General features: G+C 64.9%; 32 protein-coding genes. 21 read left to right on the forward strand and 11 right to left on the reverse strand.

The window, feature by feature from the left end; translation table 11 throughout:
* Positions 1 to 2 precede the first annotated feature (2 nt).
* The 4 genes from EJ070_RS31015 to EJ070_RS36505 form a co-directional block, all read right to left on the reverse strand.
* Positions 3 to 1253 (reverse strand): NAD(P)/FAD-dependent oxidoreductase, encoded by a 1251-nt coding sequence (locus EJ070_RS31015; protein WP_126094756.1) that lies wholly within the window; start codon positions 1251 to 1253, stop codon positions 3 to 5.
* A gap of 181 nt (positions 1254 to 1434) precedes the next feature.
* Complete coding sequence (locus tag EJ070_RS31020) at positions 1435 to 2205, reverse strand: methyltransferase domain-containing protein (RefSeq protein WP_189350165.1); 771 nt, start codon at positions 2203 to 2205, stop codon at positions 1435 to 1437.
* The gene (locus tag EJ070_RS31025) at positions 2202 to 3269 is read right to left on the reverse strand and encodes a type III polyketide synthase (RefSeq protein WP_126094757.1); all 1068 of its coding nucleotides are present in this window, start codon (positions 3267 to 3269) and stop codon (positions 2202 to 2204) included. Before EJ070_RS31025 ends, EJ070_RS31020 begins: the two co-directional genes overlap by 4 nt.
* A gap of 239 nt (positions 3270 to 3508) precedes the next feature.
* A complete protein-coding gene (locus tag EJ070_RS36505) occupies positions 3509 to 3667 on the reverse strand; it encodes a hypothetical protein (RefSeq protein ID WP_189350167.1) in 159 nt (52 codons plus the stop codon).
* A 395-nt stretch (positions 3668 to 4062) separates the two neighbouring features.
* Here EJ070_RS36505 and EJ070_RS31030 point away from each other — a divergent pair, with 395 nt between their 5' ends.
* The 10 genes from EJ070_RS31030 (at position 4063) to EJ070_RS31075 (ending at position 11905) form a co-directional block, all read left to right on the forward strand.
* On the forward strand, positions 4063 to 4413 hold the full coding sequence (locus tag EJ070_RS31030; protein ID WP_245464730.1) for a hypothetical protein: 351 nt from the start codon (positions 4063 to 4065) through the stop codon (positions 4411 to 4413).
* Positions 4414 to 4548: 135 nt separating this feature from the next.
* Positions 4549 to 5985, forward strand: a complete 1437-nt coding sequence (locus EJ070_RS31035) for a multicopper oxidase family protein (protein ID WP_126094759.1) — start codon at positions 4549 to 4551, stop codon at positions 5983 to 5985.
* A 34-nt stretch (positions 5986 to 6019) separates the two neighbouring features.
* Positions 6020 to 6460, forward strand: coding sequence for a DUF411 domain-containing protein (locus EJ070_RS31040; protein ID WP_126094760.1), 441 nt, complete (start codon positions 6020 to 6022; stop codon positions 6458 to 6460).
* A 5-nt stretch (positions 6461 to 6465) separates the two neighbouring features.
* The gene (locus EJ070_RS31045) at positions 6466 to 6999 is read left to right on the forward strand and encodes a TlpA disulfide reductase family protein (protein WP_189350170.1); all 534 of its coding nucleotides are present in this window, start codon (positions 6466 to 6468) and stop codon (positions 6997 to 6999) included.
* 14 nt (positions 7000 to 7013) lie between these two features.
* A complete protein-coding gene (locus EJ070_RS31050) occupies positions 7014 to 7748 on the forward strand; it encodes an SCO family protein (RefSeq protein ID WP_245464731.1) in 735 nt (244 codons plus the stop codon).
* Between the two features lie 37 nt (positions 7749 to 7785).
* Positions 7786 to 8577 carry a DsbA family protein gene (locus EJ070_RS31055; protein WP_126094762.1) on the forward strand — a complete coding sequence of 264 codons (792 nt, stop codon included), beginning with the start codon at positions 7786 to 7788 and terminating at the stop codon, positions 8575 to 8577.
* Entirely contained in the window at positions 8574 to 9131 is a 558-nt protein-coding gene (locus EJ070_RS31060; protein WP_126094763.1) for a hypothetical protein, read from the forward strand. The genes EJ070_RS31055 and EJ070_RS31060 overlap by 4 nt, the downstream gene beginning before the upstream one ends.
* A gap of 148 nt (positions 9132 to 9279) precedes the next feature.
* Positions 9280 to 10806: a multicopper oxidase family protein gene (locus EJ070_RS31065; protein ID WP_126094764.1), complete on the forward strand. Its 1527-nt coding sequence runs from the start codon at positions 9280 to 9282 to the stop codon at positions 10804 to 10806.
* The gene (locus EJ070_RS31070; RefSeq protein ID WP_126094765.1) at positions 10803 to 11366 is read left to right on the forward strand and encodes a cytochrome c; all 564 of its coding nucleotides are present in this window, start codon (positions 10803 to 10805) and stop codon (positions 11364 to 11366) included. The genes EJ070_RS31065 and EJ070_RS31070 overlap by 4 nt, the downstream gene beginning before the upstream one ends.
* Positions 11367 to 11491: 125 nt before the next feature.
* Positions 11492 to 11905 carry a hypothetical protein gene (locus EJ070_RS31075; protein ID WP_245464732.1) on the forward strand — a complete coding sequence of 138 codons (414 nt, stop codon included), beginning with the start codon at positions 11492 to 11494 and terminating at the stop codon, positions 11903 to 11905.
* Positions 11906 to 12062: 157 nt separating this feature from the next.
* Here EJ070_RS31075 and EJ070_RS31080 read toward each other — a convergent pair whose 3' ends face one another.
* On the reverse strand, positions 12063 to 12545 hold the full coding sequence (locus EJ070_RS31080; protein ID WP_126094767.1) for a DUF2127 domain-containing protein: 483 nt from the start codon (positions 12543 to 12545) through the stop codon (positions 12063 to 12065).
* A gap of 38 nt (positions 12546 to 12583) precedes the next feature.
* On the opposite strand from EJ070_RS31080, the gene EJ070_RS31085 reads away from it, so the two are divergent.
* Positions 12584 to 13126 carry a phosphatase PAP2 family protein gene (locus tag EJ070_RS31085; RefSeq protein WP_126094768.1) on the forward strand — a complete coding sequence of 181 codons (543 nt, stop codon included), beginning with the start codon at positions 12584 to 12586 and terminating at the stop codon, positions 13124 to 13126.
* Here the strand turns inward: EJ070_RS31085 and EJ070_RS31090 are convergent.
* Entirely contained in the window at positions 13123 to 13560 is a 438-nt protein-coding gene (locus EJ070_RS31090; RefSeq protein WP_126094769.1) for a YqaA family protein, read from the reverse strand. The two genes, EJ070_RS31085 and EJ070_RS31090, sit on opposite strands and share 4 nt — an antisense overlap.
* Before the next feature lie 269 nt (positions 13561 to 13829).
* Here EJ070_RS31090 and EJ070_RS31095 point away from each other — a divergent pair, with 269 nt between their 5' ends.
* The 5 genes from EJ070_RS31095 (at position 13830) to EJ070_RS31110 (ending at position 16630) form a co-directional block, all read left to right on the forward strand.
* Complete coding sequence (locus tag EJ070_RS31095; RefSeq protein ID WP_126094770.1) at positions 13830 to 14063, forward strand: hypothetical protein; 234 nt, start codon at positions 13830 to 13832, stop codon at positions 14061 to 14063.
* Positions 14064 to 14169: 106 nt separating this feature from the next.
* Complete coding sequence (locus tag EJ070_RS36510; RefSeq protein ID WP_189350172.1) at positions 14170 to 14316, forward strand: hypothetical protein; 147 nt, start codon at positions 14170 to 14172, stop codon at positions 14314 to 14316.
* A gap of 95 nt (positions 14317 to 14411) precedes the next feature.
* Positions 14412 to 14963, forward strand: coding sequence for a dihydrofolate reductase family protein (locus tag EJ070_RS31100; RefSeq protein WP_126094771.1), 552 nt, complete (start codon positions 14412 to 14414; stop codon positions 14961 to 14963).
* A 643-nt stretch (positions 14964 to 15606) separates the two neighbouring features.
* Positions 15607 to 15849, forward strand: a complete 243-nt coding sequence (locus EJ070_RS31105; protein ID WP_245464733.1) for a hypothetical protein — start codon at positions 15607 to 15609, stop codon at positions 15847 to 15849.
* 76 nt (positions 15850 to 15925) lie between these two features.
* Positions 15926 to 16630, forward strand: coding sequence for an SOS response-associated peptidase (locus EJ070_RS31110; protein WP_126094772.1), 705 nt, complete (start codon positions 15926 to 15928; stop codon positions 16628 to 16630).
* Positions 16631 to 16640: 10 nt separating this feature from the next.
* On the opposite strand, the gene EJ070_RS31115 is transcribed toward EJ070_RS31110, so the two are convergent.
* Together EJ070_RS31115 and EJ070_RS31120 are read right to left on the reverse strand one after the other, a co-directional pair.
* Positions 16641 to 16901, reverse strand: a complete 261-nt coding sequence (locus tag EJ070_RS31115) for a hypothetical protein (protein WP_126094773.1) — start codon at positions 16899 to 16901, stop codon at positions 16641 to 16643.
* Positions 16902 to 16905: 4 nt separating this feature from the next.
* Complete coding sequence (locus tag EJ070_RS31120; protein ID WP_126094774.1) at positions 16906 to 17166, reverse strand: hypothetical protein; 261 nt, start codon at positions 17164 to 17166, stop codon at positions 16906 to 16908.
* Positions 17167 to 17304: 138 nt separating this feature from the next.
* Between EJ070_RS31120 and EJ070_RS31125 the strand changes: the two genes are divergently transcribed.
* On the forward strand, positions 17305 to 17484 hold the full coding sequence (locus EJ070_RS31125; RefSeq protein WP_126094775.1) for a hypothetical protein: 180 nt from the start codon (positions 17305 to 17307) through the stop codon (positions 17482 to 17484).
* Between the two features lie 64 nt (positions 17485 to 17548).
* Here EJ070_RS31125 and EJ070_RS31130 read toward each other — a convergent pair whose 3' ends face one another.
* The 3 genes from EJ070_RS31130 to EJ070_RS31140 form a co-directional block, all read right to left on the reverse strand.
* Positions 17549 to 18988 carry an FAD-binding oxidoreductase gene (locus tag EJ070_RS31130; RefSeq protein WP_126094776.1) on the reverse strand — a complete coding sequence of 480 codons (1440 nt, stop codon included), beginning with the start codon at positions 18986 to 18988 and terminating at the stop codon, positions 17549 to 17551.
* A 164-nt stretch (positions 18989 to 19152) separates the two neighbouring features.
* Positions 19153 to 20085 carry a dimethylarginine dimethylaminohydrolase family protein gene (locus EJ070_RS31135; RefSeq protein WP_126094777.1) on the reverse strand — a complete coding sequence of 311 codons (933 nt, stop codon included), beginning with the start codon at positions 20083 to 20085 and terminating at the stop codon, positions 19153 to 19155.
* A gap of 26 nt (positions 20086 to 20111) precedes the next feature.
* Positions 20112 to 21704, reverse strand: a complete 1593-nt coding sequence (locus tag EJ070_RS31140) for an amidohydrolase (protein WP_189350174.1) — start codon at positions 21702 to 21704, stop codon at positions 20112 to 20114.
* 82 nt (positions 21705 to 21786) lie between these two features.
* On the opposite strand from EJ070_RS31140, the gene EJ070_RS31145 reads away from it, so the two are divergent.
* The 4 genes from EJ070_RS31145 (at position 21787) to EJ070_RS31160 (ending at position 26080) form a co-directional block, all read left to right on the forward strand.
* Positions 21787 to 22674 carry a LysR substrate-binding domain-containing protein gene (locus EJ070_RS31145; RefSeq protein ID WP_126094779.1) on the forward strand — a complete coding sequence of 296 codons (888 nt, stop codon included), beginning with the start codon at positions 21787 to 21789 and terminating at the stop codon, positions 22672 to 22674.
* Between the two features lie 261 nt (positions 22675 to 22935).
* Positions 22936 to 24030: an ABC transporter ATP-binding protein gene (locus tag EJ070_RS31150; protein ID WP_126094780.1), complete on the forward strand. Its 1095-nt coding sequence runs from the start codon at positions 22936 to 22938 to the stop codon at positions 24028 to 24030.
* A gap of 79 nt (positions 24031 to 24109) precedes the next feature.
* A complete protein-coding gene (locus tag EJ070_RS31155; protein WP_126095982.1) occupies positions 24110 to 25222 on the forward strand; it encodes an ABC transporter substrate-binding protein in 1113 nt (370 codons plus the stop codon).
* Between the two features lie 24 nt (positions 25223 to 25246).
* Positions 25247 to 26080, forward strand: coding sequence for an ABC transporter permease (locus EJ070_RS31160; protein WP_126094781.1), 834 nt, complete (start codon positions 25247 to 25249; stop codon positions 26078 to 26080).
* The last annotated feature ends 4 nt before the right edge of the window (positions 26081 to 26084 follow it).

The raw sequence follows: 26084 nt of genomic DNA on the forward strand, positions 1-26084 counted from the left end.
ATTCAGCCCCGAGCCAGGCGCGCATCGGCCAAACCAGGGACGGGTTTCGTCTTGCCGCTGAGCCGCGCGCCCAAGGTCAGCGCCGGCGGAAAATTGCGGACGATCGCCTCCATCAGCGCGGCGCCGCCGGGGCCAAGGGCGATTCGGGCGATGGCCTCGGCAGCAAGAATCCGCGTCGCGAACAATCTTCTCCAGGCCGCCTCGTAGCGTCTGCCGGCCGCCTCGCGTCCTGCCTGTCCCCCTGCCGCCTCGCCGAGCTCTTGAGCCAAGAGCCAGCCGGACTGAAGCGCCATCGATATGCCCTCGGCAATGATCGGGTGCGACTCGCCGGCGGCATTGCCGACGCGGAAGATGTCCCGTTCGTAGCCGGCGCGGATGCCTGGCCGGATCGGACCGGCCGCAAGCCATGGACCGTAGAGGCGGGCTTCCACCAGAGCGTCACGCGCGCCCCTGCATGTCGCCCTGATATGATGCTCGACGGCCTCGGCCGCCGAAACATGGCCGCCGCGTTCGCAGGCGAGGCTGCCGCGCAGCCGGGCGAGCATATCGCGCCTGATGCAGCAGCAGATCGACATGCGGCCATGATCGGCGACCACCATGCCGCCATAGCCGCCGGGAAAAGTCAGCAGCGGCATCAGGTCGGGCGGCAGCGACGATCCGGTGAAATGCGCCTTGAAGCCGAGGAGGTCGGAGGGACGACTTTTCTTAACGACCTGGCTCGGCAGCGGTCCCGGCTCCCACGAACCGTGCGCGGCGACGATCACCGGCGCCCGCAGGACCGTCGCCACGTCGCGGGAATTGCCGCCGGTTGGCCGGATCCGCACTGCTTGGCAGTCGCCATCGCGTTCGATGGCGACGGCGCGGCAGGGCTGGAAGACTTGCGCGCCGGCGGACCGGGCCGCACCGAGCAGCAGCGTATCCAGTATGTCGCGGCCCAACGCTCGGCCGAAGCCGCCCCTTGCCGCGAGCGCGGCCTTCGCGCCCGGCATCGGCGCCTCGATACAGGCGTCGCCGGAAAAAAGGCCGACGCGGCGGATTTCGGGGCCGGCCTCGGCGCGCCAGGCATCGCCGATCCCGAGCCGGTCGAGCAGCGTGAGATTGCTTGCCGAGATGTATTCGCCGCACACCTTGCGGCGCGGAAACACGCTCTTCTCCACGATCGCCACGGCCCATCCGCGCCGGGCGAGCGCCAACGCCGCCGACGTGCCCGCCGGACCGGCGCCGATGACGACCGCATCGTGGGTGCGCCTCATGGCGTTGTTCCAGCTTGGGTTCCTCGCCCCCACGAAGGTGGGGGAGAGGTGGCTCGGCGAAGCCGAGACGGAGAGGGGGAGCGCCCTACGAAGGCCCCCTCTCCGGCCGCTTGGCGGCCACCTCTCCTCCGCTCCGCCGGGGCGAGGAACCCAAGTTTTGTAGGGTCGCGCCGCAATCTCCCTACTCCCACTTGTGAGGGGCGGACGTGGCCATAATTCCATGTGCCATTGTCTTGTAGGCCCTCGCATCATCCCCGCACGCCCCAACAAAGACGTGGGAGAAAGGCCCGGCTCGCCGCTCTTCCAGCGGCCTGCCGCCGACGGCGCTCCAGATGTCGGAAAGCTCCGTGCCGCGGAAGCCGGCGCGCACGCTCTGAGCGGCGTCATGCCTGGTGACGTCATTGGCGCCGATCGCCGGCAGAAGACGGGTCGCGGCCAGCGCGAAGCCTGCCCGCAGCGGCTCCGTCGCCAGGATGAGCGGAGCCCTGCGCTGCAAAAGCGAAAACAGGCGCAGCAGTCCGTCGTCACCGAAATGATGCAGGAACAGGTTGACGGTGATCGCGTCGAAGGCCCTGCCATCCGCCGTCTGCGCCCAGTCGAAGACATCGGCGGTGATGGTTTCGAGCGTCCAGCCCAGCCCGGCGAAATCCGCCGTGAGCCGTGGCGTGACGAGGCCGACGCGGTCGAGCATCGTCAGTTCCACCCCATGCCAGTCCCTTGCCATGCGCCGCGCCACCTTGAGCATAAAGGTGCCGTCGCCGGCGCCGATCTCCAGGATGCGGCCGGGCGGCCTGGCCATGAATTTCCGCAGCAGCGAGGCCATGATCGGCGCCTGGAACATCAGCGCGTTGATGCGGGCCAGATCGCGGCGCGAGCGTAGCGCCCGCGCATCGTCGGCCGCGAGGCGGTCGAGGATTTCCGGAACGAGGCTGCGTTGAGCGAGCGGGCTCATGAGACGGTCCGGAACAGCATGGTCTCGGCCGTCAGGCCGGGTCCGAACGACATGGCGCAGCCGAGCAATCCGCCTGGCGCCTTCAGCATCTCTTCCATCACGAACATGACTGTCGCCGACGACATGTTGCCGTATCGGCGCAGCACCTCGCGCGACGGCGCGAGCGCGGCCGGCGCGAGGTTCAGCGCCCTCTCGACGGCGTCGAGAATGGTGCGTCCGCCGGGATGCACGGCCCAGAGGTCGATCGCGTCCGGCGGCCGGCCGCCGAGGATGGCGTCCTGGTTGCCACGCAGCGCTTCCTGGATCGCCGCCGGCACCTGGCCGGAGAGAAACATGTCGAAGCCATGGTCGCGGATATCCCAGGTCATCAGCTCCCGCCGCTCGTCCGCGACGGTGCAACGGAAACTGTCGAGCTCGATGCCGGTCGGCTCGGCGGTGACGAGGCTCGCCGCGCAGCCGTCGCCCCAAAGGCAGAAGGACAAAAGCTTTTCCAGCTCGGCAGTTTCCCTCAGATGCAGCGTGCAGACCTCGATGTTGACCAGGAGGACCCTGGCCTGCGGGTCGGAGCGGACGATATGGCGGGCAAGCTTGAGGCCGTTGATCGCCGCATAGCAGCCCATGAACCCGATCATCGTGCGTTCGACACCGTCCGGCAGGCCGCAGCGCTGAACCAGGTCGAGGTCGATGCCGGGCGCCGAGAAACCGGTGCAGGAGGTGACGATGAGGTGGGTGACGCGCGATGCCTCTTCGCCAAGGCGCAGCCCGTCGACGGCCTTTTGCGCCAGGACGGGTGCGGCTTGGCTGAACATCGCCATTCTGGCCGCCGTTCCGGGAAACGCGCCGCGCCTGAAGGTTCCGCCAAGATCGGCCGATGGCCCCTCGGGGTCGAGAGCGGGCGCAAAGCATGAGAAGCGATGCTCGATGCCGGCAAGGCCGGCCATGCGTTCGAATATCCTCCTGCGATCGGCCGCGAGCATGGAGGCGGCGTAGCGCAGGTAGAACTGGTGGACCTCATGCTCCGGAACCGCTGTCGCGATCCGGTTGATATAGGCGTTCACGGGCATGCACGGTCTCCCTGGGCGTCGGGCGCGGTGCGCGCTGTTGCCGGAGGGGTTTCTTGCTCATGAGCGCCCCTGTCAGGCGCCAGGCTCTGAGCGTTGCCTGTTCGATAAACGTTTCGGAAAACCTGTTTCTTCCCCGTCGCGTGATCCCGAACCTAAAAGGCTTGGAGGGGATGATAGGCAAAATCAAAGTGTTACAGCCTTTTCCGCCCCGTTAGCAGCAGGCAAGGACTTCGGGCCGATCACTTGCTGCCTTGCACCACTCCGGGCACGATCAAGACGCCCTGGTCGCGCTCCGAATATCTGAAGCCGATAAAGAACAAGGCGATGATGATGAGGCAGACCGCCAACACGGTGGCGAGGATCCTTCCCGGGTTATCGGCAGGCGGTTTGTCTTCCATGGCAGTTCGCCTCGCATAATAAACCCTGCGAGACCGGCAAGGGTTCCGAGATCCAGGGCGTTCGTCGGATTGGGGGAATGCCGAGCGCCCTGCCGCGATCACGTGACATCGATGACCACCATCAGCCCGCCGCTCTTTTCCGGCCCCACACTGCGCCTTCGGGCGCGCAGCGCGGACGCGGGCATTGAGCGTTGCGTGTTCGATAACGTTCTCAGGGCCGATTTCGTCCGAGGAAATGACAGGCGCGCCAGGATCGGGCTAAAGTATGGCTTGGCCAGGATGAGACTCGATGCCGCGCCCAGGGAGAGATCACGGGCCTGCATCTTGCAAAAGCCGGATTTTGCCGTCAGCCTAAGCGGGCAATGGCTCGGCTATCGCCAAAACACCTCCTCGTCATGCTGCTCGCGGTCTTCCTGACCGCGGGGTTCAGTCTGTCCGCCGTACAGGCCAGCACCATGTCGGTCCGAATGACGGGCGCCATGGCCATGCCTGCCGATACGGGCATGGGCAAAATGGCCGGCTCAGACATGAAGGGCGATTGCAACGCCTGTCTCAAGGACACGGGCGACAAAGGCAGCCCGATGCAGTGCCCGCCGGCCTGCATCGCCCCGGCGCTCGCCGTGCTGCCGCAAGATTTCGGGGTAACGCCGGCCCCCCTGGGGCAGCAGCCATCGGCCTTGCCAGCTCCGCTCCTGCACGGGCGAAGTTCCCTGCCCGACCCATACCCTCCAAGACCCAGCGCCTGACGCCGTTTCAGCCGCAACACGGCTGATCCCCGGCGCCTGATCGCCTGCGCGCATGGTTGCGCCGTGGGCGCGCATGGCAATCCAGGTCGATGCCGAACCATTCGCCATCGATAGCGATCGCAAAGGGTCAGAAGGGTGAATTACGATTTCAAATGCCACTTATCGCGCCGAGGCTTTCTCGGCGCGGCGGCGGGGCTTGCAGTGTCCGCTTCGTTACGTCCCGCCGTGGCCTCCGGCGTCGACGAGCGCAGCATCAAGGTCGCGCCCAGCCAGGCGCGGCTCACCGGGCAGGACGGCCCTGCAACCGCTGTCTGGGCGTATAATGGCACCGTCCCCGGTCCGGCGTTGCGGCTCAGGCAAGGCCAGCCGGTCCGCATCACCGTCGAAAACGGGTTGGACGAGGACACGACTGTCCACTGGCATGGAATCCGCCTGCCGAACGCCATGGACGGGGTGCCGGGGCTTACGCAGTCGCCCATCAAGCCGGGCGGAAGCTTCGTCTACGAATTCACGCCGCCGGATGCAGGTACCTTCTGGTACCATCCGCATGCCGACAGCCTGGTGCAGATCGGCCGCGGCTTGGCCGGCCCGCTGATCGTCGAGGAGGCCGAGCCGGTCGCAGTCGACCGCGATGTCCTGTGGCTGCTGCAGGACTGGCGGCTCACCAAAGACGGCCGGATCGCCGGCGGCTTCGGCAGCATGATGGATGCCTCGATGTCCGGACGCGTCGGCAATCTCGTGACCGTCAACGGGCAGGCGCAGGGCGGTCAAGGCGTGCGGGCCGGCGAGCGCCTCAGGCTGCGACTCGCCAATGCCTCGCTTGCCCGCATGATGGCGCTTCGCTTCGAAGGCCACCGGCCGGTCGTCCTGGCGATCGACGGCCAGCCTTGCGACCCGCACGAGCCTGAAGATGGCCGTCTGGTGCTGGCGCCCGCCATGCGCATCGACATCGCGCTCGACATGCAGGGCGATCCCGGCAGCCGGCATGACGTGATCGACGATTTTTACGACGGCCTCGCCTATCGGCTGACCACGCTCGCCTACGACAAGGCGCCTCCGCTCAGGGCGCATCCGCTCGACACGCCACTGGCCCTGCCGCGGAATCCGCTGCCCGAGCCCGACCTGGCGAACGCCGTGCGGCAGGAGGTCGTGCTGCAAGGCGGCATGATGGGCGGCGGCAAGCTCGCTGGCGTCGGCGGGATGATGGGCATGGCGATGCCTGGCATGAACGGCACGGCGGCCTGGTCGATCAACGGCATATCGATGACCGGCGACGGTCATGCCGGCATGACGCCGCAGTTTACGCTGCGGCGGGGCGTCACCTGCCACCTAACAATTCGCAACGAAACTGCCTGGTGGCACCCAATGCACGTGCACGGGTTCAGCCTTTTGCTGCTCTCCCGCAACGGCTCGCCCGTGCCGCACCGGCAATGGCAGGACACGGTGCTGCTTGCGCCGAAGGACACGGTCGAATGCGCCTTCGTCGCCGACAATCCCGGCGACTGGATGCTGCACTGCCACGTCGTCGACCACCAGATGGCCGGCCTGATGACCGTGTTCCGGGTGACCTGAATCAATCCAACCATCAACCAAGGAGAACTGCAAAATGAAACTGACTTACGCGCTGACCGCCCTCGGCCTTGCAATCGCAACGCCGCTGCCGGCACTCGCCGCGACGATCGATGCGGTGATGTACAAGAATCCGCAATGCAGCTGCTGCGAGGCTTATGCCGCCTATCTCGAACAGAACGGCTTCAAGGTCGATATCAAGCCGGTCAACAATCTGTCCCAGATCAGCAGCGATGCCGGCGTGCCCACCGACCTCGAAGGCTGCCACACGATCATGGTCGACGGCTATGTGGTCGACGGCCTGGTGCCGGTCGATGTCGTCAAGAAGCTGTTGACAGAACGGCCCGCCATTACGGGGATCACGCTGGCCGGCATGCCGGCGGGCGCGCCCGGCATGGGCGGCGCAAAGAACGAGACCTGGACGGTCTACGCCTTTACCAAGGACGGCAAGGCGCCGACCGTCTATGCGACGGAATGAGCTCCATGACCGCAAGCAAACTGGCCGTCGCCCTTTCGGCAATGCTGCTCGCAGCCTCGCTGCCCGCTGCGGCGGCCGAGGCGCCGCAGAACTTCGCCGTTCTCGATACGCCCGCCGCAGTGCCGGAGATCGGCTTCGCGGACGCTGCCGGCCAGCCGAAGACGCTGGCCGCCTATTCCGGCAAGGTGGTGTTGCTCAACATCTGGGCGACCTGGTGCGGGCCCTGTCGCGAGGAAATGCCGACGCTCGACCGTCTGCAGACCGAGCTCGGCGGGCCGGACTTCGAGGTCGTCGCCCTGTCGATGGATCGCAAAGGCCCCGACGCCGTGAAGAAGTTCTTCGCCGAGACCGGCGTCACGCATCTCGCCCTCAACATCGACAGTTCGGGCAAGGCGATGTTCACGCTCGGCGCCCTCGGCCTTCCGATGACCCTGCTGATCGACGGCAGCGGCAGGGAGATCGGCCGGCTGATCGGCCCGGCCGAGTGGGATGCCCCCGACATGGTCGACTTCATCCGCGGCCGCATCGCCGCCAAATGAGAAGGAAATGACCGATGCTTTTGCAGACCAAGTCGCGTGAGGTCTCCTGGAATGGATGGGCATTGATGCTGCGCGGGCTTGTCGCGCTCGCAGTGCTGGCTTTCGGCTTCACCCACGGTGCGCGGGCGCATTCGCTGGACGACATCGACGCCATGCTCCAGAGCGGCGAGAAGTATTTCCAGCAGATCGACAAGCCGATGCCCGACTTCACACTGCGCGCCGCCGATGGGCGCGTGGTGCGGCCGGCCGATCTCGCCGGCAAGGTCGTAGTGCTTCAATTCATCTACACCTCATGCCCGGACGTTTGCCCGCTGCATGCCGAAAAGATCGCAGAGGTCCAGAAGATGGTGAACTCGACACCGATGAAGGATCGGGTCGTCTTCATCAGCATAACCACCGACCCGCGGAAAGACACGCCCGATGCGCTCAAGGCCTACGGGCCGACGCACGGGCTGGACCCGGCCAACTGGCTGTTCCTGACCACTGCCCCGGACCAGCCGGAGGATACGACCCGCAAACTGGCGGAAGCCTTCGGCCACAAGTTCACCCTCGCCGACGACGGCTACCAGATGCACGGCATCGTCACCCATGTGATCGACAAGGAGGGTCGCTGGCGGGCGAACTTCCACGGACTGAACTTCCAGCCCATCAACCTCGTCACCTTCGTCAACGCGCTCACCAACAATGTCGAGCACCCGCACTATGAGCAGCACGAAGGCTGGCTGGCGAAACTGAAGAACCTGCTGTGAGGCAGGACCACCGCTTTCGAACAAGGAAGGGAGACACATGTTCACCAGGGCGCACACGAGCCGATTCTTCGGCAGTATCTTTCGCACCATCCTGCTCGCCGGCCTGGCGGGATGGTTCCTGCTCAATCCAGGCCTTCCAGGCGCGCGGGGACCGGCATTCGCAGCCGGCGAAATGTCCCAGGACCAGCTCGACCAACGGATACACGACTACATTCTGGCGCACCCGGAGGTTCTCGTGCAGGCGCTGCAGAGCCTGGACGAGCGCCAGCGTCAAGCGGAGGCGACCGAGGCCAGGAAGGCGCTCAAGGCGCGAGCGGCCGACATCTTCCACGACAAGCAGAGCCCCGTCGGCGGTAATGCGCAAGGCAATGTCACCCTGGTCGAGTTCTTCGACTACAATTGCCCCTATTGCCGAATGATGGCGCCGATCATGGAACAGGCCGTGGCCGACGATCCGCAGCTTAGAATCGTCTACAAGGAATTTCCCATCCTCGGCCCCGATTCCGTGTTCGCGGCCAAGGCCGCGCTCGCCGCCGACAAGCAGGGCAAATACGCAGCCTTTCACAAGGCGCTCTATGCGGCAAAGACAAGAGTGACCGAGGCGGTCGTGCTCAAGACCGCCGCCGAGGCCGGGCTGGACGTCGAACGCATGAAGGCCGATATGCGGCAGCCCGATATCCAGGCATCGATCGACCGCAATACGGAACTGGCCCAGGCGCTGCGGATCACCGGGACGCCGGGCTTCGTCGCCGGCGATAGGATTTATCCCGGCGCGACCGATCTTGCGACACTGAAGACATTCGTCAATCAAGCGAGGGCCGGCAAATGACCGACATCCCAAACCGGCGCACGGTTGTTCTAAGCGTGTTCGGCGTCGCCGCGGCCGCAGGACTTTTCGAGCTGCCGGAACCGGCAATCGCTGCCGAGGATCCGGAATTGGCAAGGCGTTTCAAGGAGCTCAGCGAGAGCGGCAACAGCACCTGCTCGGCCAAGTTCACGGATTCGATCGCGACCATGCCGGCGACGGCTCGCATCAAGGGCTCGTGCTGCAGCCCGATGGAACTGAAGCGCTATGGCGAGCAGGTGAGAGGGCTCGCCAAGTACCGCGCCATCCCGATGATCCCCGGCGATCCTTACGACATTGCTGTGGCGACGGCGCAGCAGATGATGCCGTACTACGATCTGAAGCTCACCGGAGACGAGCAGAAGGCCTATGACTACGCGATGGCCAATTCCGAGGAGAAAGGTCCCTGCTGCTGTCCTTGCTGGCGATGGAAGGTGTATGGCGGACTGGCGAAATACCTGATCCACGAGCACCGCTTCACCGGCGAGCAGATCGTTGATGTGTGGGACCTTTCGGACGGCTGCGGCGGAGACGCTTGATCTCCCTTGCCGCAAGCCCTCGCCTGGCGAGTGCAGGCGGACCTGCGGCCCTGCCCTAAAGGGCTTGACCTTCCAGTCACTGGAACCCCTAACGTGAGCAGAAGGTCGCTAGCGGCGCGCCTTCCCAATCACGATCGAGGAGAAAAAGATGCATCGACGCGGTTTTCTGGCGGCAGGCCTGGCAACGGTTCTGTCAGGTTCTCGCGCGCTGGCGCAGATGAAGATGGACGGCATGTCGAACATGGATTCCATGCCCGGCATGGACATGGGCGGCCATGCGGGCCATGACATGGGCGCCATGGGCCAGGGTCCCGTGGCGCTACCCGAGGGTCAGCCCTTGCGCGAATTGCCGCTGCTTGCCAACGAGGCCAGCCGGTCCGGCCTGTTCAAGGCGAGACTGACGGCGGAGCCCGCCACCGTGCGCTTTGCCGCGGACCGGGACACGCCGATCCTTGCCTATAACGGCACGAGCCCCGGCCCGTTGATCGAAGCCTATGAGGGTGACCGCGTCGAGATCGCTTTCGCCAACCGGATCGAGGGTGAGCAAAGCACGATCCACTGGCACGGCATGCCGGTGCCCGCCGACCAGGACGGCAATCCGATGGACCCGGTGGCGGCAGGCGCGGACCGCGTCTATGCCTTCGAGCTGCCCGAAGGCAGCGCCGGCTCCTACTGGTACCACCCGCATCCGCATGGCCGCACGGCCGAGCAGGTCTATCGCGGCCTTGCCGGCGCCTTCGTCGTCAAGGCGAAGGCCGATCCCGTTCCGGCGGTCTATGGCGACACGGTGCTTATGTTCACCGACCTTCGCCTGGCCGCCGACGGCTCGATGCCCGACAGCACCATGGCCGACCAGATGAACGGCCGCGTCGGCGACCATGTGCTGGTCAACGGCCAGAAGAACCCGCGACTCGCCGTGGCGATGGGCGCGAAGCGGCGCCTGCGGCTCTACAACGCCACCAATGCGCGCTTCCTGAGGCTTGCCTTCGACGGCGCGGCGATGACGATCATCGGCACAGACGGCGGCCTGCTGGAGAAGCCGGTTGCAGCCAACGAGATCATGCTCAGCCCGGCCGAGCGCGTCGAATTGGTCGTCGCCTTCGACAGGCCGGGCGCCGCAACGCTCACCACGCTTGACTACGACCGCGGCTGGATGGGCGCCGGCCGGCCGGCGGACGCCGGGCTGACGCTGCTCACCGCCGACGTAGCGGAAACGCCGGGAGAAGCGATGCCGCCGCTGCCCGAGCGGCTCAGGCCAATCGCGCCGCTTGGGCAGCCCGCGGTCAGCCGCCGTCTCGTCTTCACCGAGACCATGGCGATGAACGCCACTAGCATGGAGATGGGCTTCCTGATCAACGGCAAGGCCTTCGATATGGAGCGCGTCGACATCGTCGCCCGGGCCGGCGAGACCGAGCTCTGGGAAATCGTCAACCAGGCCGACATGGACCATCCGTTCCACCTCCATGGCACGCAGTTCCAGGTGGTCGAGCACGAGCGCGACGGCAAGGTCTCGAAGCCGCCCTATCGGGCATGGAAGGACACCGTCAACGTGGCGCGCGGCGAGACGGTGCGGCTCTTGTTGCGCCAGGAGCGGCCAGGCGCGCGCATGTATCACTGCCACATCCTCGAGCATGAGCAGCTCGGCATGATGGGCATTGTCGACGTGCAGGCATGAGGTTCCGCGTCGTCCTTGGGGCGGCGATGCTTGCGCTCGCCGGCCCGCTGATCTTTGCCCCGTCGCTGGCAGCCGGTCCGGGCGATCCCATCGTCAAGGCGCGCCAGGGCTCGATGAAGGAGATGGCGGCGGCAGCCAAGGCCATCGTGGAGATGTTCGACGGCAGGCGCGCCTATGAGCCGGCAGCTTTCAGGGCGGCGGCGGGCACGCTCAGCGCCCGCGCCGGCCCTGCCCTGATCGCCGAATTCCCCGCCGGCTCGCTGGGCGCGCCGTCAAGCGCCAAACCGGAGATCGACCAGGCCAGGCCGGAGTTCGAGGCGCTCGCCCGCCATATCGGCCGGCTCGCCGACGCGCTTGACGCCAAGGCCGAGAAAGCGCCGGCCGAGATCACCGCCGACATGCGGATGGCCGGCCCGCCGATGGATGGCGGCAGCCTGCTCGGCAAGCGCCCGGGCGCGGCGCAAGCAGATCCCGCCGGAATGCCGGCCGAGCATATCCTGCACCTCATCCTGCAGGACTGTTCGAGCTGCCATTCGAAATTCCGGCAAAAGACGGAGTGAAAAAACTGCCCTGAGCAGTCCGGTCAAGCAAGCACTCTTCTGCACAATAAAATCAGCTTGTGCTAATATATAGCACGCCATGCTCATCCGTGCATGACAGGTTTAGGGAGGATGCGATGAAAACGATGAATCGCAGATCTGCAATTGCTCTCGGCGTGACGGCTGCCGCAGTGGCGCCCCTGTTCACGACGGCGGCATTCGCGAAAGCGAAGAAATACGGTCCGAAGGAAGGCAAGGAAATAGCGCCCGGCGTCAGGATGATCGAAGTCGGCACCGGCAATTCCGACATTCCCGCCTATAAGAGTATCGCAATTGTCGACGTGGTGTTCCAGCCCGGGGCGCACGCACCTCAAAGCGTGATGCCTAACGACATGGTGTGCACGATTACTTCCGGCGCATTCACCATCAAGAAGGTAGACAAGGAGTTCAAGCTCAAGGTCGGCGACGTGTACACCTGCTCCAAGGGCAAGACCGACGAGGCGACGAACACAAGCAAGGAGGTCGGCGTCCATCGCATCGCCATGCTGATCCCCGCGTAAAAGAAGGAGCGGTGCGGCGTCCGGGTCGGATCACCGAACCGCACCAATCATTTTTCGCGCAATTCCGGACGGACAACCTTGGTGACCTGCCAAGACTGGCCCGGAGGGCGACGTCATGGCTCGTAAGGCCTGTGGAGTCGGCTGCGCCTCGGCGCGCTCAGCCGGCCATGTGACGGCGCACCGCCTGCCACTCCTGCCAGATCAGCCACATGACGATCGCATCGAAGACGGTCAGCACAAGCAGGCCTGGCGAGTGCATGTAGGAATAGCGATAGACCTGGTAGACCATGAAGGCGCCGAGCGCGGCGAGCGAGGCCGGGTAGGACCATAGCTTGCCGCGCAGCAGGCCGATGACCAGAAGCAGCTTAATCAGGCCGTGGCTGAGCAGGTAGAAAGCGTAGAACTGTTTGCTCGCGACGGAGAACTGGCTTGCCATCTGCGACAGATAGCCAGCTATGAAATCGTTCGGGTCTTCGATCAACTCTTCCTGGGTGAGGGCATTGACCCACGAGGCGATGGTGTCGGTGGTGACGACATAGAGCAGGATGCCGCCGATGCATTCGATCAGCGCATGCGCGCCCTTCAACCACACGCCGATTTCGAAAAGCTGATGAATGCGACGCTCATCGACCGGCTTCAAGACCCAGCCCTCACAACAACCCAAGGAAATCAGATCGCATGGATGCAGCCTTAACCCACTGGATCAATGCCGCAGCCGGCATCAACCCGCTCCTTGATAGGACAATGATCGCGATCTCACAAATCGGCGTGCCGCTGATGGTGATCGCGGTCGCCCTGCAATGGTGGTCGAGGACCGATCGTGCCCATGTGCGCCATGCCTGCCTTTCCGCCGGCCTCTCCTTCCTGCTCGGGCTGGCTCTCAACCAGGCAATCCTGCTGTTCGTCCACCGGATCAGGCCCTACGACGCCGGCGTCACGCATCTGTTGATCGCGCCCAGCGCCGATTGGTCGTTCCCGTCCGACCACGCGACCGCCAGCATGGCCATCGTTGCCGCCTTCGCCATGCAGGCGCTGCCGCGCCGCACTCTTGCCTTCTTCATCATGGCGCTGCTGATTTGCTGGTCGCGGCTGCACATCGGCATCCATTATGCCGGCGACATCGTCGGCGGTGCTGCTACCGGGGCCGCCGCCGCCCTGGCGGTGCGGCTTGGATATCGCGAAAATTCGCGGCTGGATGCCTTCGCCACGAGTATCCTTTAGAGGCCGAGCGTAGCGGCCGCCAGCGCCAGGTATCGGCCAGCCTTGGCGATGGTGACGATGGCGAGAAAGCTCCATAGGGGCTCGCGCAATACGCCGGCCATCACCGTCAGCGGATCGCCGATAACCGGAGCCCAGCTCAGCAGCAGGCTCCATCTTCCGTAACGGTGGTAGCGCGCCGCCGCGCGGTCGAGTGCGGCAGGCTTTGCTGGGAACCATTTGCGGTCGCGGAATCTATCGATACCGCAGCCCAGTAGCCAGTTGACCGCCGAGCCCAGCACATTTCCGATCGTCGCGACCAGAACCAGCGCGGCCGGCGAATGGGTCCCGGCCAAGAGCAGGCCGACCAGCACCGCTTCCGACTGCAGCGGCAGGATGGTCGCGGCGACGAAGGCGGCTAGGAAGAGTCCGCCGAAGGCGGCAAGGTCACCAAGCATTGCGGCCCGTCAATTCGCCCTTTGGTCATTTCGGATACCGATCATCGACGACTTGGGTCTTAGAGGCCAGCGCCTCACCGCGATTTTGAGCGGCGAGCATCACAAAAGTGACGTTCTGGCCACGCTATATGCTAAAGCGCGTCGCGTCGAAACGGATTCGAGCGACGCGCTTTAAATCTTTGTTTTTATGCATGTCGTTTTCCCAAAACCGCTACACACGTTTGGGCGACATGCATTAGGCTCATGCAGCCAGGACAGGGTTCATTGTTATGGATGCGAGCGAACTGCAGGCCATAGGCGATACGCTGATGCGCCTCGTCACCCCCGACATGACACCGAAGGACCTGGTCAAAGCCGTCCGCAAGGTGCATCCCGGCGCCAAGAAGAAGGACATCGCCCGCGCCGCCTTCCACGCCATCATCGCCAATGCCGACCAGGACCTCGGCAAATCGAGGAACCTGCAGGCCTTTGCGCTTGCCGAACGCACCCGTCAGGCGGAATAGCGACTACCGGCGATAGCTACAAATCGCACGATCGAATTGTGAGAAAATTAATTAGCTATTTCTAATATTATGGGTCACCCGGCAACAAATCGCGGTGACGGACCCCATGACAAAGAACCTCGGCAACGCCAAGCCCAATGCTCCAGCGAGAGAGGTAAAACCTTCGCCGCTCGGCAGGATCGCGCCAGCGCTATTCCCGCTGATCGTCGTGGCGGTCGGCTATCTCGTCGGCAAGCAGTTCTTCGGCTTCTGATCCGAGCTCGCTTGCGGCTTCCTCCGCTCTCACGGCAAACTGGTTGCAAAATGCAATCATTTGTGCATTCTTGGGCCTGCGAAACGGAGGCGCCGATGGCCAGGATCGTCTATTCCATGCTGATGTCGCTGGATGGCTATATTGCCGGGCCGGACGGCGACATCGACCTGCCGGTGCCCGAGGAAGAACTGCATCGGCATTTCAACGGGGAAATGTGGCGGACGGCGATCGCGCTCTGCGGGCGGCGCCTGTATGAGGCGATGCGCTTCTGGGACAGTCCGGAGCGGGAGGCCGGCGTCGAGGTCGAACGGGATTTCGCCCAAGCCTGGCGGAAGACGCCGAAGATCGTGTTTTCGACGACGCTCGGCGAGGTCGGTGCCAATGCCCGGCTGGCGGATGGCGACGCCGCGGCGGCGGCAAGATCCCTCAAGGCGGAAACGGATGGCGAGATAAGCGTCGGTGGCGCCGAATTGGCCGGGCATCTGTCACGCGCGGGCCTGATCGACGAGTACCGGCTCTATATGCACCCGGTCGTGCTGGGCGGCGGCAAGCCGTACTTCCAGCGTGGGCTGTCGCTCACGCTGACGCCGCTCGGAACGCAGAGCCTTCCCCAGGGCGTGACGCTGCTGCGCTACGCGCCCGCCTGAGCGAAGACCGACTGAGGCCAGCAGGGGCCCGCCGCTTCGGCCGTTTGCGCCGCTCCGGTTGCTTTGGTCTTAGGGCCTAGGTCGTTCTTGCCCTTGCATGAGCGCAAGCGCATGTTCGATGCAGCCGGCAGGCTCGCAAACTCCGGTCAGGCCCGGCCGCCGAACCCAATACACCCCCCCAGGCTGCCGGGCCGCCCTAGCCTGTCCGTTTCGCCGCCGCCCCCCAGAGTGTCACGGCCGGTTCGCTGTCTCCTATCCGCTGCCGAGCGGGTAAGGATTTGCGACGAGGCAAAGCCCATGCATCGTATGCTTGCCGGCACGCCGATCGCTCGCCTCGCCGCCGGCCTCGACGTGACCAGTTCCCATCGGCGTGCCCGAGACCCTCGCGCTGCAGATCCGCTCAGACGCATTCGAAATGCACCGCCGCATCGTCTCGCAAACCGAGCACCATATCGAAGTTGGATTCTGCTGAGGGGTTCCTTCAAGGTTTCGGCGCAGAGTTTTTATCCATTTTGGGTGGCCTTTGCGGGAAATCTATATTTTCGACGTCAAGTCCACCCGAGCCCTGCGACTGCTATCCTGCTATGGCCAATGAACGAAAGCTTACGGCAACCCGTCGCAGGTTGTTCAAGGATGCAATTCTTTGGGCATCGAGCTGGAGCTGCACATGGTGACAGGCGAACCAGACAGTGTCCGCGTGAAATTCATCAATGGCCAATGGCTGGTGCGCATCGTCGAAGGCGGCAGGCTGACGCAGCAGCTATTCGATATCCACGCGGAAGCCGAAGCCTTCGCAGAGGAGGAGCGCCACCGGCTCGGGCTGCCCGGCGAGCCGCCGACCGCGGAGCCGGTCGAGACAAGGCGACGCGGCGGGCGCGGGCGCTGAGCGGCGGTGCTATGCCCGGCAAGTTGCGCTCCGCGAAAAAATGCTGGAACAATCGGCGGACAGAGAAACGCTGCCGATGTGCAATCTTTACAACATCACCACAAGCCAGGAGGCGATCCGCCAATGGACGCGCGCGCTGCGCGACATCTCCGGCAATCTCGAGCCTTCGGTCGACATCTATCCCAACCAGCCTGCGCCAGTGGTGCGCAATGCCGCCGACGGCAGCCGCGAGCTCGCCAATCTGCGCTGGGGCATGCCGACGCCACCTGAGCGGATGCGCGGCAACGCCGATTCCGGCACCACCAACATCCGCAACCCACAATATGCCCACTGGCTGCCCTATCTCGGCATCGAGAACCGCTGCGTGGTGCCGGTGACGAGCTTCGCCGAGCCCTCGCCGACGCCCGGCGACAAGGACCCTGAGACCGGCGTGCAGAAGAACTTCTGGTTTGCGCTCAGCCAAGAACGGCCGCTGTTCTTCTTCGCCGGCCTGTGGACTCCCTGGCATGGGGTACGCAAGGTGAAGGAAGGCCCCGGCGACCACGAGCTCTACGGCTTCCTGACGACCAGGCCCAACGCGCTGATCGCGCCGATCCACGAGAAGGCGATGCCGGTGATCCTGACGACGCCGGAGGAGACCGAGCTATGGCTGACCGCGCCGTGGTCTGAAGTGAAGAAGCTGCAGAAGCCGGCAGCGGACGACGCGCTGGTGATCGTGGAAAAACCGGCGACGCAGATCAAGTTTCCCGCCGAGCCGCCGGCGCAGGGGTCGTTGTTTTAGTCAAGGGGCCCTACCCCCTCGCCTTCTGCAGCACCCAGATATAGCCCTTGGGCGGATGGTCCTGGTCGACGAACTGGGTCTTGATCTCCGTGTCCTTGCGGCCGCAGCGCTTGCAGCGGAAGCGGATGGCTTCGAGCGGCTTGTTCCAGCCCACCACCTTGGCCACGTCGTTCGCCTTGAAGCGCCCGACGTGGTAACAGTGGCGGCATTCGACGATGAGCAGCATGTTGGCCTTGGCCGCCCGGCCAACGCTGTCCATGGGTCCGGCCATTTTCTCATGTCCGGTCTGAGTAATCCTCGGGCAGCGGCAATAGGCCGAGCCAGGCGGCGCGGAAATCGGGCTCCCGGCCCGCAACCGCGCCCATCACCTCGTGCAGCCTGTCCACCAGGCCGTTGAGCCGCCAGTACATTTCGCCATTGGCCTTGAGGTTGACTTGTGCCGCCAGCACCGTCTTGCGCAGTTCCAGCGCGTCGCGAATGATCGCCTCCGCGTCCGACTGGAGCAATCTGTCATAGCGGCTTTTTCGTCTGCCCAACGCGGCTCTCCCTGAATCCTGAGCAACCGCCCCATCTCCTGACAAAATAGGAACCCATTCCTTGCAAAGTCAATTCGCTCTTGACATTTTTGTTCACTTTTTGTTCACATGCTAATGGAAGGCACGGGAGCAACCGCCATGGATCGCATCGTAAGGTTGGACAGCCGTCAGGAGGCGGCGCTTCAGGCGATCGCCGAGCGCTTCATCGCTGAGCACAAAGGCGATCCGGTGAAGGCGCTGAAGGAGATGATCGTGCTCAACGGGCATCTGCAGGAACGGCTCGATGCGCTTGGCGCGCCGAAGCGGGCTGCGCGTTGAGCACCAGGAAGCGAAGCTTGGCGACAGCGCGGCTGACCGCGCCGCCGCCGAAAGACGCCTGGCCTCAGGCGGCCCTGAGACCTTCCTTCGCACGCAGGTTCTGGTTCACGCGGAACAGGTTCTGCGGGTCGTAGCGCTGCTTGATCTCCAGCAGCCGGCTATAGTTGCCGCCATAGGCTGCTTCGACCCGGTCGACCTCGTCCTCCGGCATGAAGTTCACATAAGCCGTGCCGGCGGCATAGGGCCTTGCCGCGTCATAGATACCGCGAGCCCAGTCGATGCAGGCCTTGTCCATTGCCGGTTCGCGCCAGCGGGCATGGACGTTCATGACGAAATGCGAGTTGCGCTGCGGAAACGCGGTGGCGTCCGCCTCGACCCTGCCCGCGGCCCCACCGACATGGCCGAAGAATATCTCGCATTCCGGACCCGGAAGCCTGGCGATCGCCTCTGTGGTTACCTCGATCACGCCGTCGGAAAGCTCGGTGAAGTCGTGGCTCTTCCAGTAGTTGCGGGCGCCAGGCGCAAGCAGCGGGTCGAAGGCCTGCTGCCAGCCGGTGAACGGATTGAGACCGACGACGTCGGCGATCGGCGTGCCAATGGCGCGAAGCTTCCGCGTCGCCTTTTCGGCGGCCTGGGCGTCGCCGCAATAGCACATGGCCAGCACCAGCACTTCCTTGCCGTGCCATTCGGCCGGCAGGAACGGCAGCGGCGGCGCCTGCCGCATGACCACCCAGCAGGTCAGTTCGTCGGGTGCGGTCTCGAGCGCCTCGCGATATTCGCTCAGCACCTTCGCGGCATCGGCGAAGGGATGGACGACGAGCCCCGACAGCACTTGCGGTCCGAACTGATGAAGTTGGAACTCGAACGCCGTGACGACGCCGAAATTGCCGCCGCCGCCACGCAGCGCCCAGAACAGGTCGGGGTTCTCGCTCTGGCTGGCGCGCAGCAACTTGCCGTCGGCGGTGACCACGTCGGCTGAAACGAGATTGTCGATCGTCAGCCCGAATTTGCGGGTGATCCATCCGAAACCACCGCCCAGCGTCAGGCCCGCAATACCGGTGGTCGAATTGATGCCGGTGGGCAACGCCAGTCCGAAGGCCTGCGTTTCCCGGTCGACATCGGCGAGCGTTGCGCCGGGTCCGACCCATGCCCGTTTCGCCGCGACATCGACCCGCACCGATTTCATCAGCGACAGGTCGATCATCAGGCCGCCGTCGCAGACGGCGCTGCCGGCAATGTTGTGGCCGCCGCCGCGCACGCAGACGAGAAGCCTGTTTTCCCTGGCGAAATTCACGGCGATGACGACATCTGAGGCGCCGACGCAACACACTATCAGCCCGGGCCGGCGGTCGATCATGCCATTCCAGATGCCGCGGACCTCGTCATAGGCGGCATCACCTTCCCGCAGCACCGTGCCGCGAATTTGTGCCGAAAGTGCTTCGAGGGAGGCGGCGTCGACGGTCGCCTTGCCGCGTTCAAGGGTGGTGAAGCTTATTGCATTCATGCTTTCCTCCCGTTTTTTTGCTGGTAAGCCCTCTCCTAATTTTAGTGTGCTCTTATGTTAGCTATCACGCAAGTTATGGCGGGCTCGTTGCCCGCCATTTGCGTGACTGGACAGTGGCGATTGCCTGGATGACTGCCTCGCCTGCGCCGGCCGAAGCAGCGCGCTCAGGCCGGCACCCGCTTCAGCGCCTGCGCCATGCAGTGGATGCCGCCGCCGGTCTTGGAGATCTCGCTTATGTCGACGGCCGCGACCTCGAAACCGCGTGCCTTCAGCTTCTCGATCAGCGTCTTGCTGGAGGTCGGCGCGATCACCCTGTCCTTGCCGAGCGACATGAAGTTGCAGCCGAGCGCCATCGTGTCCTGGAAGGGCACGTCGATGATCTCGTGGCCTTTGCCCTTCAGCCAGTCGACGATGCCGGGTTCGGTGCAGGCGAGGCACACTGCGGTGAGCTTTTCGGCGATCGGCACCACCATCAGGTCGATATGGACATAGTATTCGTCGATGAAGGCTAGCCGTGTCTCCCAGCCTTCCTTGTCGAACCAGGCCTGCACCTGGCGCGCGCCCTCTTCCTGCGTGCGGGCACCGCCGCAGCCGATCAGCACCACGCCATCCTCGATGACGTTGAAGTCGCCGCCCTCGAAGGTGCCGGCCGTCACCATGTCGTAGATCGGGATGCCGAGTTTTTCATAGGTGCGGATGGCGGCATAATTCTCGCCGCGCCGCCACCAATTGGCCATGGCGGTGATGAAGGCGCCGTAGGGCGTCATGACGCTGGAATCGCGCGAATAGACCTGCATCGGCAGTTCCGGCGTCGGCTCGTGCCAGTGGATGTTGACGCCGAAATGCTCGTAGGCGGCGACAAGATCCTTGTGCTGCGCCTGCGCGATCTGGACGTTGCAGGGCGCCTCGCGCAGGTGCTTTCTGGACAGCGAGCTGGTCGAGAGATGCCGTAGGAAATTGGGCGAGCCGAGCAGCACGTCGGTCAGCACATCGGTTTCGTTGGCGAAGCCCCAGGCGGTCAGCGGCTTGGTGCCGCCATTGGGGTTGCGGCGCTGCAGCGAAAACGGCTCGGCGACGATTCGGTCATGGACGGTCATGGGGTTCTCCTCGATCGGTTTTGTTGTCATGCGGTGGAAGCAGACGGGATCCACCAGTCGCGCCCGCGCGGCGTGGTGACATATTCCGGCCAGCGGAAATTGATCGGTGGGTCGTAATCGCAGAGCGGCACGATCCAGTTCGAACCGCCGACGCCGCCGCCGGTTCGCTTGACGAATTCGTCCATCGCGGCCTCGCGCGCGGCCTTGTCCTCGAGCAGGCGAAGCGCGGTGAGCGCGACGGTCTTGGCGGCGCAGGTGACCATCGGGTCGATGGTGGCCGGAATGCCGCCCAGCGCGTTCATCGCCCAGGCCGGGTAGGCATGGCCATCGGCTGCGCGCAGCGCCGGCCGGGCGACATAGAAGCGCGCCGTCGGCGCGTGCCAGCTCATGTCGGTGTAGTCGTCGGAGGTCGAATTGACCTGCGAAGGCGGCAGGTCGTGGCGCAGGATCGCCTCCGCTTCCTGCGGCGAAATGAGCCGCTCAAGCTCGTCGATGAACGGATTCTCGGTCGCCTCGCCGCCGCCATTGACCTGCACCTCGCGGGCAACCGCCCTCGCCTCGTCGCTCCATTGCGGCGGGCCGACGGCTGCGAGCGCCTGATAGGTGATGTCTGCTATGGCGTGGTTGGCCAGCCCCGGCCGCGACTTCGACACCCAGTGGCGCTCGTAGCGGCAGCCACTCATCTTCGCCGCCGCTTCCGCGTTGCGGTCGAGCACCGCGGTGACCTGCTCGGCCATACGAAGCGTCGGCACGCGGATCATGTATTGGATCTCGGCCAGTCCCGCCGGCAGGTTGTCGGCGGTCGCCTGGCCCGCGGTCAGGATCGCCTCGCTGATCGACCAGCCGCCCTGATGCGGCAGCATGGAATCGCGCAGCGCCTTGGAGGCCATGTACATCATCATCAGCGCATCGTTGGCGCCGGGCGCGCGGACCGCCGAATGCGCCTGCGGGATCGGCGCGCCGTCGCCTCCGAGTGCCCAATTTTCGGGTTCGTCGCAGATGAAGCGGTAGATCATCGCGTAGGCCGCGCCGCAATGCGTGTCCCAGCGCGCCGTGTTGCAAAGCGGCAGCATGTAGAAGGGATGGAAGGAGATCATGCCGGCAAGGCCGTCATAATAGCCCTTGGCCGCATGGATCGGCTTCGAGCCCCTCACCTTCTCGGCCGGCTCGCCGGTGAAGCGCAGCGTGCCTGTTATGCCGTGCTCCAGCATCGCCGCCTTGGCGGCGAGCAGGCCGCCGAGGCTGCCGATGCCGAGGCCCGAATGCGGATCGGTGTGGCCGCCGGCCTCGACGCTGAGACCCGGCCGAGGCCGCTTGACGGTGGCGGCGTCCTGGCAATTGCCGGGGACTGCGTCGTATTCGGCATACATGCCGACTGTGGGGCCTTCCCCGTTCGTCCAATGGGCGCAGAAGGCGGTCGGCATGCCGCCGGAACCTTCCTCGACGGAGAAGCCTTCGCGCTTCAGCCGATCGACATACCAGGCGGCCGACTGGTACTCGCGCCAGGCGGTTTCGCCGAAGTCGAAGATGGTGCGGGTCCAGGCCGACAGGAGCGGCTGGATGCCGTCGATGCAGGCGAGCGCGGTCTCCTGCGCGGAACTCGTCACCGGTTTCTCCATGCCGCAAAGAAAGCAGTGAAGCGGCTCATCAAAAAGTGATATGTTTTCCCGGCTCGTGCAAATTCGGTTCACCTGAGGCCTCTTGCGAATACCTTCCACGCAGGCGCTGCGCGCCCTCGACAGTTTTGCCCGTCATGGCAGCGTTTGGCGCGCCGCCGACGAGCTCCACCTCACCCGCAGCGCCGTCTCGCATCAGCTTCGGCTGCTCGAGCGCGACCTCGGCTTCGACCTCCTGCAGCGCATCGGCAAGGGCGTGGCGCTGACGCCGCGCGGCCAGCGCTACGCGGCCGATGTCCGGAAGGCGCTGACCGTGCTCGGCGACGCGGTGACGCAGAACAGCGGCGCCGGCGTCGGCGGCTCCTTCGGCATCTCCTGTCCGCCGGGCTTCGCTTCGATGTTCTTGTGCACCCATATCGGTGAGTTCCAGCAGATGTATCCGGACGTCGCGCTCTCGGTGCTGACGCCGCGGCGGCTCGACGATGTCAGCAATCCGGAAGCCGACGCCTTCATCGCCTTCGGCGTCGGCAACTGGCCGAACCGGGCGGTGGAGCTGCTTTGCGAAGTCTCCTTCACGCCGCTCTGCAGCCCGACGCTGCTCAACAAGGTCGGCGGCTTTTCCAAGCCAGCCGACGTGCTGCGCGCCAATCTGCTGCATCTCAGCGACACCGAGGACTGGGCGCGCTGGCTGGCGCTGTCCAAGGTGGAAAATCCCGATACCGAGGGCGGCATCTTCTTTTCCGACATGAACCTCGTCTTCTCGGCGGCGATCGCCGGCCAGGGGATCGCCATGGGCGACGAGCTGACCGGCCGCCGGGCACTGAGCGAGGGCCGGCTAGTCAAGCCGTTCGAAGCGTCGGTCCCCTCGCCGCGCTCCTATTATCTGGTCTTCGAGCATGCCAAGGCGGGGCACCCTGTGCTCAATGCCTTCAGCGAGTGGCTTAGGGCGAAGCTTTCGGAGAACAGGCTCTAATCTCCCCCCTTGAGGGAGAGATGGCCGCGAAGCGGTCAGAGGGGGTCGTCTCACGAAGAGCGCCAGCACCATCGGCGTCGCGCTGGCCGTCGGCGCTCCACGCGCGGCGACCCCCTCTGTCGCCTGCGGCGACATCTCCCCCTCAAGGGGGGAGATTTGGCGCCACCCGTGAATCAAATTTGCCGATCAGGCGAAAACTATTCGGTTGCGGTGAGCCCCCGCCCTGCCTACGATTTCACCTGAGACCAAGGAAGAGGCAGGATGCAGCAACCCGGCCGGGCCGCAGAGATCAAGGCGAACGGGATCGGCAAAAGCTTCGGCTCGTTCCGGGCGCTGGACGATCTGACGCTCGATATAGGCCGCGGCGAGTTCCTGACCCTGCTCGGGCCCTCGGGCTCCGGCAAGACCACTTTCCTGATGATTTTGGCCGGCTTCGTGCAGCCGAGCGAAGGCCGCCTTTTCAGCGACGGCGCCGACATCACCGACCGCCCGGCCGAGCAGCGCGCCGCCGGCATGGTGTTCCAGGGATATGCGCTGTTCCCGCATATGAGCGTGGAACAGAACATCGCCTTCCCGCTCAAGGTGCGCAAGAAATCGGCTTCAGAGATCAAAAGCCGTGTCGGCGAGATGATCGAGCGCGTCGGCCTCAAGGGCCACGAGAAGAAGCTGCCGGCGCAGCTTTCGGGCGGCCAGCAGCAGCGCGTGGCGCTGGCCCGCGCACTGGTGTTCGAGCCGGGCGTGCTCCTCCTCGACGAGCCGTTCTCGGCGCTGGACAAGAGCCTGCGCGGCCAGATGCAGGCCGAGATGAAGCGGCTGCACCAGGAAACCGGCACCACCTTCGTCTTCGTCACCCACGACCAGAGCGAGGCGCTGGCGCTGTCGTCGCGTGTCGCCATCTTCAACCACGGCAAGCTCCTGCAGGTGGGTAGGCCGGACGAGGTCTACGACCGCCCGGCCAACCGCTTCGTCGCCGAGTTCCTGGGCGAGATCAACATGCTGCCGGTGAAGGGCGTCAAGCCGGCCGACAACGGCGCCACCGGTCTCTGCGAGGACCGCGCGGTCAACATGCGCTGCAAGGCCGAAGCGATAAAGGGCGATGCCATCCTCGCCATCCGCCCCGAGCACATGTCGATCGCGCCGGAGGCGGCGTCCGGCGAAAACGGCATTGCGGCGACCGCTGTCGCCTCGACCTATCTCGGGGCCGCAACCAAGCTCGACCTCACCACGCGCCAGGGCGCGAAGGTCACCGTCTCGGTGCCGAACGAGGTGGCGGCGGCGGCTTTGAGCAAGGGCAATTCCGTCTGGCTGACCTGGCCGGCCGAGAAGGGCTTCCTCCTACCGGGCGGAGGACAATGAGCGCCGAGGCGGCCTGATATCGCCGCACCGGCTTCCGGATCAGATCAATAAAACAAGGGGAACTGACATGACCGACGATATGAACCACACGCGGAAACAGGCGATCGAGTCTCTGTCCGAAAGGACCAAGCGCGGCGAGATTTCGCGCCGCCAGTTCGCGCAGCTCGCGGGCCTGGTGCTTGCCGGCACGCCGATGCTGCTGCGCTCGACAGGCGCCTTCGCCGAGACGAAGGGACTGGTGCTGGTGAACTGGGGCGGCGACGCCATCACCGCTTACGACGCGGCCTATGGCCAGGCCTTCACCAAGGACACCGGCATCCCGGTCAAGATGGACGGCTCTGGCCCGACGGAAGGCGCGATCGCCGCGCAGTTCAAGAGCGGCGCGCCGACCTGGGACCTGGTCGACGTCGATCCGTTCTCGGCGATCACGCTGGGCGGCCAGGGCATGCTCGAGCCGATCGACTATTCGATCGTCGACAAGAAGAAAATGCGCGAGGGCTTCGGCTGGGAATATGCGGCGTCCACCTATTTCTTCTCCTATGTGATCGCCTACGACTCGCAGAAGTTCGGCTCCAACGCGCCGACCGGCATGGCCGATTTCTTCGACGTCAAGAAATTCCCGGGCAAGCGCTCGCTCTACAAATGGGGCGTGTCGAGTTGGGAGGCAGCCCTTCTCGCCGATGGCGTCGCGCCGGCCTCGCTCTATCCGCTGGACCTTAAGCGGGCGCATGACAAGATCGCCGCCTTCAAGGAAAACGTCGTCTCCTATTGGGGCGGCGGCGCCGAAAGCCAAAGCGTGCTGCTCAATGGCGAAGCCTCGATGGCGATCGTGTGGTCGACGCGCGCCTCGCTGATCGAGCAGGACTCCGGCGGCCAGATCAAGTTCATCTGGGACCAGGGCCTGATCTCGCCCGGCGCGCTGGCGGTGCTGAAGAACAATCCCGGCGGCAAGGAAGCGGCGATGAAGTTCATCGCCAGCACCCAGGACCCGCAGAAGGAACTGGTGATGTTCGAAAAGCTCGGCCAAGGCCCTGCCAATCCGGCCGCCGACGCGCTGATCCCGGCCGACAAGAAGCGCATCAACCCGGTCGATCCGGAGAACATGAAGAAGCAGATCCCGCTCGACATGGACTGGTACGCCAAGAATTATGGCAAGGCGCTCGACGAATATACCAAGATCATCTCCGCCTGATCCAGGCCGAGATGCGACCCTGACATGAGAGGCATCCTCTCCGAAAGGATGGGCGCGGCGCTGTTGATGGCGCCGCTGCTCCTGTTCCTCGTCCTTGCCTATGCCTGGCCCTTTCTCGGCGTGGTGAAGTGGAGCTTCACCTTGCCGACGCCGGGGCTCGGCCAATATGGCGCGCTGGTCAGCGACCCGCTGGTGCAATCGGTGTTCATCCGCACGCTGCGCATCGCCGCGATCGTCACCATCGTCTCGGTCACCGCAGCCTATGCGATCACCGTGGTCTGGGTGCGCGGCAGCCCGGTGCAGCGCGTGCTCGCCGAATTTTGCATCCTGGTGCCGTTCTGGATCTCGGTGCTGACGCGCGCCTTCGGCTGGGTGGCGCTGCTCTCCAACCGCGGCCTGATCAACACCTGGCTGCAATCGATCGGCTTCATCTCCGAGCCGCTGACGCTGGTGCGCAACGAGTTCGGCGTCATCGTCGGCATGTCGCATTTCCTCATCCCCTTCGCGGTGTTCCCGCTGGCCTCGGCCATGCGCAGCCTGGACGAGCGCGTGCTCCTTGCCGCGCGCGGCCTGGGCTCCAGCCGCATGCGCACCTTCTGGACGGTGTTCGTGCCGATGACGCGCTCCGGCATCATCGGCTCGGCTATGATCGTCTTCGTCTTCTCGCTCGGCTTCTTCGTCACGCCGGCGATCCTCGGCGGCGGCCGCAGCGTGATGATCGCGGAGTTGATCTATCTGCGCATCTTCCAGAGCCCGGACTGGGGCTTGGGCGCGGCGATCAGCGTCGTGCTGGTGGTGTTCGTCGGCGCGCTGATGGCGCTCTTGTTCCGCTACGTCAAACCGAAACAATTGGTGTAGCGCG

The sequence above is a fragment of the Mesorhizobium sp. M1E.F.Ca.ET.045.02.1.1 genome, from assembly GCF_003952485.1.
In the GTDB taxonomy this organism is placed as follows: Bacteria; Pseudomonadota; Alphaproteobacteria; order Rhizobiales; family Rhizobiaceae; genus Mesorhizobium.